Annotated in this window: 6 protein-coding genes and 2 pseudogenes; 1 reads left to right on the forward strand and 7 read right to left on the reverse strand. The window is 73.7% G+C overall.

The window, feature by feature from the left end; translation table 11 throughout:
• Window positions 1–313 precede the first annotated feature (313 nt).
• Both ABTY20_RS22610 and bldG read right to left on the reverse strand, forming a co-directional pair.
• The gene (locus ABTY20_RS22610) at window positions 314–751 is read right to left on the reverse strand and encodes an ATP-binding protein (RefSeq protein WP_351998827.1); all 438 of its coding nucleotides are present in this window, start codon (window positions 749–751) and stop codon (window positions 314–316) included.
• 112 nt (window positions 752–863) lie between these two features.
• Window positions 864–1,205 carry an anti-sigma factor antagonist BldG gene (bldG, locus tag ABTY20_RS22615; protein WP_003991900.1) on the reverse strand — a complete coding sequence of 114 codons (342 nt, stop codon included), beginning with the start codon at window positions 1,203–1,205 and terminating at the stop codon, window positions 864–866.
• A gap of 79 nt (window positions 1,206–1,284) precedes the next feature.
• Here bldG and ABTY20_RS22620 point away from each other — a divergent pair, with 79 nt between their 5' ends.
• A complete protein-coding gene (locus ABTY20_RS22620) occupies window positions 1,285–3,858 on the forward strand; it encodes a DEAD/DEAH box helicase (protein WP_351998828.1) in 2,574 nt (857 codons plus the stop codon).
• 40 nt (window positions 3,859–3,898) lie between these two features.
• Here ABTY20_RS22620 and ABTY20_RS22625 read toward each other — a convergent pair.
• The 5 genes and pseudogenes from ABTY20_RS22625 to ABTY20_RS22645 all read right to left on the reverse strand — a co-directional run.
• A pseudogene (locus ABTY20_RS22625) lies at window positions 3,899–4,210 on the reverse strand (Rv3654c family TadE-like protein); the annotation flags it as partial.
• A complete protein-coding gene (locus ABTY20_RS22630) occupies window positions 4,207–4,572 on the reverse strand; it encodes a TadE family type IV pilus minor pilin (RefSeq protein WP_351998829.1) in 366 nt (121 codons plus the stop codon). The gene ABTY20_RS22630 and the pseudogene ABTY20_RS22625, both read right to left, overlap by 4 nt.
• Entirely contained in the window at window positions 4,559–4,768 is a 210-nt protein-coding gene (locus ABTY20_RS22635; protein ID WP_351998830.1) for a DUF4244 domain-containing protein, read from the reverse strand. Before ABTY20_RS22635 ends, ABTY20_RS22630 begins: the two co-directional genes overlap by 14 nt.
• 66 nt (window positions 4,769–4,834) lie before the next feature.
• Window positions 4,835–5,623, reverse strand: coding sequence for a type II secretion system F family protein (locus ABTY20_RS22640; RefSeq protein ID WP_351998831.1), 789 nt, complete (start codon window positions 5,621–5,623; stop codon window positions 4,835–4,837).
• Window positions 5,620–5,904 (reverse strand): annotated as a pseudogene (locus tag ABTY20_RS22645) (type II secretion system F family protein); the annotation flags it as partial. The pseudogene ABTY20_RS22645 and the gene ABTY20_RS22640, both read right to left, overlap by 4 nt.
• Between the last annotated feature and the right edge of the window lie 96 nt (window positions 5,905–6,000).

A 6,000-nucleotide genomic window follows, 5' to 3' on the forward strand; every position in this document is an offset into this window, starting at 1 on the left:
GGCTGAGCTCAAGATGTGGACGGGATTGTAGGTACCGGAACCAGATCAAAACAGACCGCGTGAAATGTAAATAGCTTGCACGCACTTTTCCACAATGATCTCCGGGCGGCCACTCGTCCGAAATCCGTAATGCCTTCGGGGCATTTACGTGATCGCATTTCCAGGGCACGGCAGGTCGTGAACGAATTCACGCGATCAACCGCACGAGACCACTGTAAGCGCGGCCGTCGGCACCCGCACATGACGAAGGGCCCCACCAGGGGGCCCTTCGGGAAAACAGTCGCCGTACGGGTGAACCGGTCCGGTGAACCGGTCAGTCGAGGAGGGTGGCCGGCGGCGCGGTGGGCCACCTCATGCGGATCGATCCGCCGTGCTTCCCCGCGCTGACCTCGACGTCGTCGACGAGTCCGCTGATGACCGCGAGGCCCATCTCGTCCTCCTCGGTCTCCACGTCGGCGCCGCCCGGCGCAGCGCCGGACGCCCGACCGCCGGCGACCGCATGGGGCGCCTCGTCGCCGACCTCGATGGAGAACTGCTTCTCCTCCTCGATCAGCAGCACCTTCACGGGCGCCGAGATCCCGACGTTCCGATGCAGTCCCACGGCACGGCTGCACGCCTCGCCGACGGCGAGTCTGACCTCGTCGAGGACGGCCTCGTCCACTCCGGCCCTGCGCGCCACCGCCGCCGCCACGAGCCGGGCGGTCCTGACGTGTTCGGGCAGCGCGCTGAAGCGGAGTTCGACGGTGGCCATGCATCCCCCTCGCGACTACGAGCGTGCTGTGGAGAGGCCGGGCCGCCGAAAGCCCGGCCCTCCTCGTGGTTCTCTTCCACCGCCCGGGCGCAGCGGCCCGGGAACGGGGTGGTCAGTCGGTGGCCGCCACCGCTTCCTCGACCGAGGTGTGGATCGGGAACACCTTGGTGAGGCCGGTAATGCGGAAGATCTTGAGAATACGCTCCTGGTTGCAGACCAGGCGCAGTGAGCCCTCATGGGCACGGACGCGCTTCAGGCCGCCGACCAGCACGCCGAGTCCGGTGGAGTCCAGGAAGTCCACGCCTTCCATGTCGACGACAAGGTGGAAACTGCCGTCGTTCACCAGCTCGACCAGCTGCTCGCGCAGCTTGGGCGCGGTATATACGTCGATTTCGCCACCGACCCTGACGATCGTGCGATCGCCCATGGTCTCGGTCGACAGGGACAGGTCCACGGATCCTCCAGCACCTAGCTATCGAGCGGTCGCCCTTGGGGCATCTCGGCTCAGCCCCCGGGACGGTTCGCCAGCCGCGATGGCATTCAATCACTTACCGGCAGGCGTGCACGACGCCTTGGCCCCATTGTCCGTCACGCCGGTGACACACTCGGTGCCGATGGCCAAGAATCACCGATCCGATCGATCCCCGGCGGACCCCCCGTCCGGGCCGGCCCCGGGCACGCTCCTGGACCGGCTCGCGTCCGGACCGAGCCGGGCTTCGCGCATCACTCATACGGAGCACTTGCCCCCGCGGGAGGGCCGTCATGCCGTCTGGCCGGACCGGATCCGCCCGGAGGTCCTCGCCGCCGTGCGGGCCGCGGGGATCGAGCATCCCTGGGCCCACCAGGCACGCGCCGCCGAGCACGCCCTGGACGGCGAGTCCGTCGTGGTCGCCACCGGCACCGCGTCCGGCAAGTCCCTGGCGTACCTCGTACCCGTCCTGTCCGCGCTCCTGGACGGCTCCGAGGCTCCGAACGGCCGCGGCGCGACCGCCCTCTACCTCGCCCCCACGAAGGCCCTCGCGGCGGACCAGTGCCGGTCCGTGAAGGAACTTTCACAACCACTGGGCCGTTCGGTGCGCGCCGCCGTCCACGACGGCGACACCCCGTTCGAGGAACGCGAGTGGATCCGCCAGTACGCCAACTACGTGCTGACCAATCCGGACATGCTGCACCGGGGGATCCTGCCGTCCCACCCCCGCTGGTCCTCCTTCCTCAGGGCGCTGAAGTACGTCGTCGTCGACGAGTGCCACACCTACCGGGGCGTCTTCGGCTCGCACGTCGCCCAGGTGCTGCGCCGGCTGCGGCGCCTGTGCGCCCGCTACGGCGCCTCGCCCGTGTTCCTGCTGGCCTCCGCGACCGCCGCCGAGCCCGCGGTCGCCGCCCGCCGCCTCACCGGCCTGCCGGTGGCGGAGGTGGCCGACGACGCCTCACCGCGTGGTGAACTGGTGTTCGCCCTGTGGGAGCCGCCGCTGACCGAGCTGCACGGCGAGAAGGGCGCGCCGGTCCGCCGCACGGCCACCGCGGAGGCCGCCGACCTGCTGACCGACCTCACCGCGCAGGGCATCCGCTCGGTCACCTTCGTACGCTCCCGGCGCGGCGCGGAGCTGATCTCCGTGATCGCCCGGGAACGCCTCGGCGAGATCGACCGCTCGCTGGTCCGGCGGGTGGCGGCGTACCGGGGCGGTTACCTCCCGGAGGAACGCCGCGCCCTCGAACGCGCCCTGCACTCCGGTGAGCTCCTCGGCCTCGCCGCGACGAACGCCCTCGAACTCGGCGTGGACGTCTCCGGCCTGGACGCCGTGGTGATCGCCGGCTACCCGGGCACCCGGGCCTCCCTGTGGCAGCAGGCCGGGCGCGCGGGGCGGTCCGGGCAGGGCGCCCTCGCCGTCCTGGTCGCCCGCGACGACCCCCTGGACACCTTCCTCGTCCACCATCCGGAGGCCCTCTTCGACCGGCCCGTGGAGTCCACCGTCCTCGACCCCGACAACCCCTACGTGCTCGCTCCGCACCTGTGCGCGGCGGCCGAGGAACTGCCGCTGACCGAGGAGGACCTGGCCCTGTTCGGTCCGGCCGCCGGAGAACTCCTCCCGCAGCTGGAGGCCGCGAAGCTGCTGCGCCGGCGGACCAGGGCCTGGCACTGGACCCGCCGGGAACGGGCCGCCGACCTGACCGACATCCGGGGGCAGGGCGGCCGGCCGGTCCAGGTCGTCGAGGCCGGCACGGGCAGACTGCTCGGCACGGTCGACGCGGGCGCGGCGCACACCAGCGTCCACGAGGGCGCGGTCCACCTGCACCAGGGCACCACCTACCTCGTCCGCTCCCTCGACCTGGAGGACTCCGTCGCCCTGGTCGAGCAGGCGACCCCGACGTACACGACGGTGGCCCGGGACACGACGTCGGTCTCCGTGCTGGAGACCGACACCGAGATCCCGTGGGGTGACGGCCGCCTGTGCTACGGCTCCGTCGAGGTCACCAACCAGGTGGTCTCCTTCCTGCGCCGGCGGGTCGTCACCGGCGAAGTGCTGGGCGAGACGAAGCTCGACCTCCCTCCTCGTACGCTGCGCACCCGCGCGGTGTGGTGGACGGTCACCGAGGACCAGCTGGACCGGGCCCGGATCGGCCCGGAGATCCTCGGCGGCGCCCTGCACGCCGCCGAGCACGCCTCGATCGGCATGCTGCCGCTCTTCGCGACCTGCGACCGCTGGGACATCGGCGGGGTCTCGATCCCGCTCCACCCCGACACCCTGCTGCCCACGGTCTTCGTCTACGACGGCCACCCGGGCGGCGCGGGCTTCGCGGAACGCGCCTTCCACACCGCCCGCGCCTGGCTCACCGCCACCCGCCGGGCCATCGCCTCCTGCGAGTGCGACGCCGGCTGTCCCTCCTGCGTCCAGTCCCCCAAGTGCGGCAACGGCAACGAGCCTCTGCACAAGCGGGGCGCGGTACGCCTGCTCACGGTGCTGCTGGAGGGCGCTCCGGTGGAGAAGCCGGAGAGAGCGGAGGGAGCGGACGGAGCGGAGGACGCCGCGGGGACGACCGGGACCCCGGAAGAGCGGCCGGGGCCGGACCCGGGTGCGGAGGGCCCGCAGGCCCCGCCCGGGCTCTGACCTCCGCCGCGAACGGCCCCCGGCCCGCCGCCACCGACACGTCCGACACGTCACCGGTGATCGCGCACCGTACGAGCCGCGTGTTCTGCGCGCGGGCCACCCGGTCCGCCCGCGCGCAGGCCGCCGTACCGCCCTCGGTCCAGTGGTCCGCCGCCGCGAGCGCCGCCAGGTCCGCGCCGCCGGCCGCGCGGTGCCGGATCACAGCCGCCTGCCCCAGGGCGAGGACGACTCCGGCCACCATGCACAGCACGGCGAGCGCACCGATGCTCCAGACGGTCGCCGAGCCCCGGTCGGAGTGCGGTGCGCGCCGCCGGCCACCCGGCGCGCCCCGCACCCGGGACCGGGCCCTCATGTTCCCGCCCCCACCGTCTCCTCCACCTCGGCGACGGCCTCCTCCCGCAGTTCGAAGGGCAGACCGCGCAGGACCGGGGGCCTGGCCTCGACGACCACCCGGACCCGCCCGGCCTCCCGGCCCACCGTGACGCGCGCGCCGGGCGGTGCCGCCTCGCGGGTCACCCCCACGACGGCGTCGGGAGGGTCCTGCCGGGCCGCGGAGCGGGCGCCCGCGCGCGCCGCGTCCACGCACCGGATCTGCGCCGCCACCACGAGCAGCCCCCAGACCAGCGCCATCGCGAACATCACCAGCACGGGCAGCACCATGGCCGACTCCGCCGTCACGAACCCGCGGTCCGCGCGCCGCTCACATCCGGCCATCGAGCGCCTGCTGCACGATGTTCCGCAGGGCCGCACCGACCGGCCCGCTGGTGACCACCTTGTAGAGCACGACGGAGAACGCCACCGCCGCCACGATGCCCATCGCGTACTCCGACGTCACCATCCCGGCGTCCCGCCGTGCCGCACGCGCCTTGCACACCAGGGCACACAGCCGTGCCCGTACCGTCTGATACATCTCAACCCCCATCAGGAGAAGTCCTCTCGGTCCTGGTTCCTCATCGCTTTCGTCGGCCGCCTCCCGTCACACACCACCTCCTCCCAGCACCCCGCCCGCGAGTCCGATCACCACGGGCAGCACGCCGACCGCGATGAACGCGGGCAGGAAGCACAGCCCCACCGGCGCGCTGACCATGACGGCCGCCCGCCGGGCCCGTGCCGTCGCCGCGCGGCCCCACTCCGCGCGGGCCCCGGCGGCGAGCCGGGCCACGGGAGCGGCCAGGGGAACCCCGGACACATCGGCCCGCTCCAGCAGCCGGGCCAGGGGACGGGCGCCCGGTACCGATGCCAGCCGGTGCCATGCCGCGGCCGGTTCACCGCCGAGCCGTACCTCCGCCGCGCCCCGCGCCAGGGCCTCCCCGACCGGTCCGCCCAGGGCCTCGCCGACGGCCTGCGCGGCGAGCACCGGGCCGGCGCCCGCCGCGATGCAGGCGGACAGCAGGTCGGCGGCGAGCGGTAGTTGACGCTCCGCTCCGGCGGTGTCCGTCCTCCGCGCGTACGGGGCGGCGTCGCTCCGCCGCCGGCGCCACCACCACAGTCCGGCCGCGGCGGCCGGCCCCACGGCCGCTCCCGCGAGACCGCCCGCCAGCAGCCACCCGGCCCCCGCCACGCCCGCGTACGGCAGCCAGCTCCGCACGGCGCGCGGCAGCGCGGGACGCGCGGCACTCGCCGTCCGTTCCAGGGCCAGCACCTCGGCCAGCCGCCGACGCACTCTTCGCTCGTGCCGCGCCCGGCCCCACCACCCCGCCAGCCGGACGAGTACGAACACCGCCCCCAACGCCACCGTCAGCCGGTGGACCAGGTCCCCGCTCATGCCGTCACCCCCTCGGCGCCCCGCATGATCCGCAGCGCCCACCACAGCCCCAGGCCCTCCAGGGCCCCGCCGGCCACCAGACAGACCAGTCCGGACGGTGTGTGGAGCAGGATGTGCAGCGGGTCGGCGCCGAGCGCCGCCCCGAGCGCCAGGCCCACGGCCGGCAGCCCGGCGAGCAGCACCGCCGTCGCACGGGCGCCGGCCAGCTGGGCACGCAGGTCGGCCCGCTGGTCCCGTTCGGCACGCAGCGCCGCTTCCAGCCGGTCGAGTCCGGCCGCGAGTCTCCGCCATGAAGTGCACACCGCAGAAGACGATGTACTCGGCCTGCGGCCGGGCGGCCGCGTCCCGGGCCAGCTTGAAGGAGTCGCCCGTGACGT

It is taken from the genome of Streptomyces sp. NPDC126497 (assembly GCF_040302425.1).
In the GTDB taxonomy this organism is placed as follows: domain Bacteria; phylum Actinomycetota; class Actinomycetes; order Streptomycetales; family Streptomycetaceae; genus Streptomyces.

What these genes read in the sequence shown, in the direction of transcription:
- ABTY20_RS22610 (WP_351998827.1), bottom strand. Translation starts at nt 751, where the DNA reads ATGGCCACCGTCGAACTCCGCTTCAGCGCGCTGCCCGAACACGTCAGG.
- ABTY20_RS22620 (WP_351998828.1), top strand. Translation starts at nt 1,285, where the DNA reads ATGGCATTCAATCACTTACCGGCAGGCGTGCACGACGCCTTGGCCCCA.
- ABTY20_RS22630 (WP_351998829.1), bottom strand. Translation starts at nt 4,572, where the DNA reads ATGGCCGGATGTGAGCGGCGCGCGGACCGCGGGTTCGTGACGGCGGAG.
- ABTY20_RS22635 (WP_351998830.1), bottom strand. Translation starts at nt 4,768, where the DNA reads ATGTATCAGACGGTACGGGCACGGCTGTGTGCCCTGGTGTGCAAGGCG.
- ABTY20_RS22640 (WP_351998831.1), bottom strand. Translation starts at nt 5,623, where the DNA reads ATGAGCGGGGACCTGGTCCACCGGCTGACGGTGGCGTTGGGGGCGGTG.